This is a genomic window from Streptomyces europaeiscabiei, from assembly GCF_001550375.1.
GTDB lineage: Bacteria > Actinomycetota > Actinomycetes > Streptomycetales > Streptomycetaceae > Streptomyces > Streptomyces europaeiscabiei.
This window is the reverse complement of record NZ_LRTR01000826.1, coordinates 1-1,048: the sequence shown is the minus strand read 5'-3', so window position 1 is coordinate 1,048 and position 1,048 is coordinate 1. Positions and strand designations below refer to the sequence as shown.

1 pseudogene is annotated in these 1,048 nt (G+C 72.8%); it reads left to right on the top strand.

Going from position 1 to position 1,048, the window contains the following annotated elements:
* Positions 1 to 1,048 (top strand): annotated as a pseudogene (locus AWZ10_RS41225) (hypothetical protein); the annotation flags it as partial.

Here is a 1,048-nt window from a genome sequence, read left to right as displayed (position 1 = left end):
GGGTTCACTGCGGCGTGGTGAGGGCGGCCTGGAGCGCTTCCACCTCTCGCTGGCCGAGGCGTGGGCGCATGGTGTGTCCGTCGACTGGACGCCGGTCTTCGATGGCCTGTCCCCGCACCGCGTGGATCTGCCGACCTACGCGTTCCAGCGCAGCCGCTACTGGCTGGACGTACCGAAGGCCAAGGCCAGTACGGATCCCGCCGAGGAGCAGTTCTGGCGGACCGTCGAGGAAGGCGATGCCGACGGACTCGCCCAGGCTCTCGGCCTGAACACCACCGACGGCCTCGGCGACATCATTCCCGCGCTCTCCGCATGGCACCAGGGGCGGCGGGGCCGCGCCCGGCTCGACAGCTGGCGCTATCGGGTCGTGTGGCGGCCGTACGAACTGCCTGGGACAGCAACGCTCGACGGCACCTGGCTGCTCGCCGTACCCGAAGAACACCTGACGTCTGCGCTGGTCAAGGATGTCACCCATGCCCTGGACCGCGCGGGCGCGACCACCGTCACCCTCGGCATGGCCGCGGACGACCTGGACCGCGGGCGGATCGCCGCACGGCTGGCCGACACCGAGACCGCCTCCGTGCGGGGCGTCGTCTCCCTGCTGGCCCTCGACGAGCGCCCGGCCCCGGCCCACTCCGGCGCGACCGTGGGCATGGTCTCCTCACTGCTCCTGATCCAGGGCCTGCTGGACGCCGGTATCGAGGCCAGGACGTGGTTCCTGACCAGCGGCGCCGCCACCACCGGCAGCGGCGGTGACACCGTCGTCCACCCCTTGCAGGGGGCTCTCTGGGGACTCGGCCGGGTGATGGCACTGGAACAGCCCCGTTACTGGGGCGGACTCGTCGACCTCCCCGGCGAACTGGACGACGACAGCGCACGCGGGCTCATCGCCGTCCTCGCCGCCCGGGGCGACGAGGACCAGATCGCCCTGCGCGGCCGGAGCGCCCACATCCGCAGGCTCGTCCGCGCGCCCCTCGCCGGCCGTGCCGCGCCGCGCACCTGGCGTACCAGTGGTGCCGCGCTCGTCACCGGCGGCACCGGCGAACTC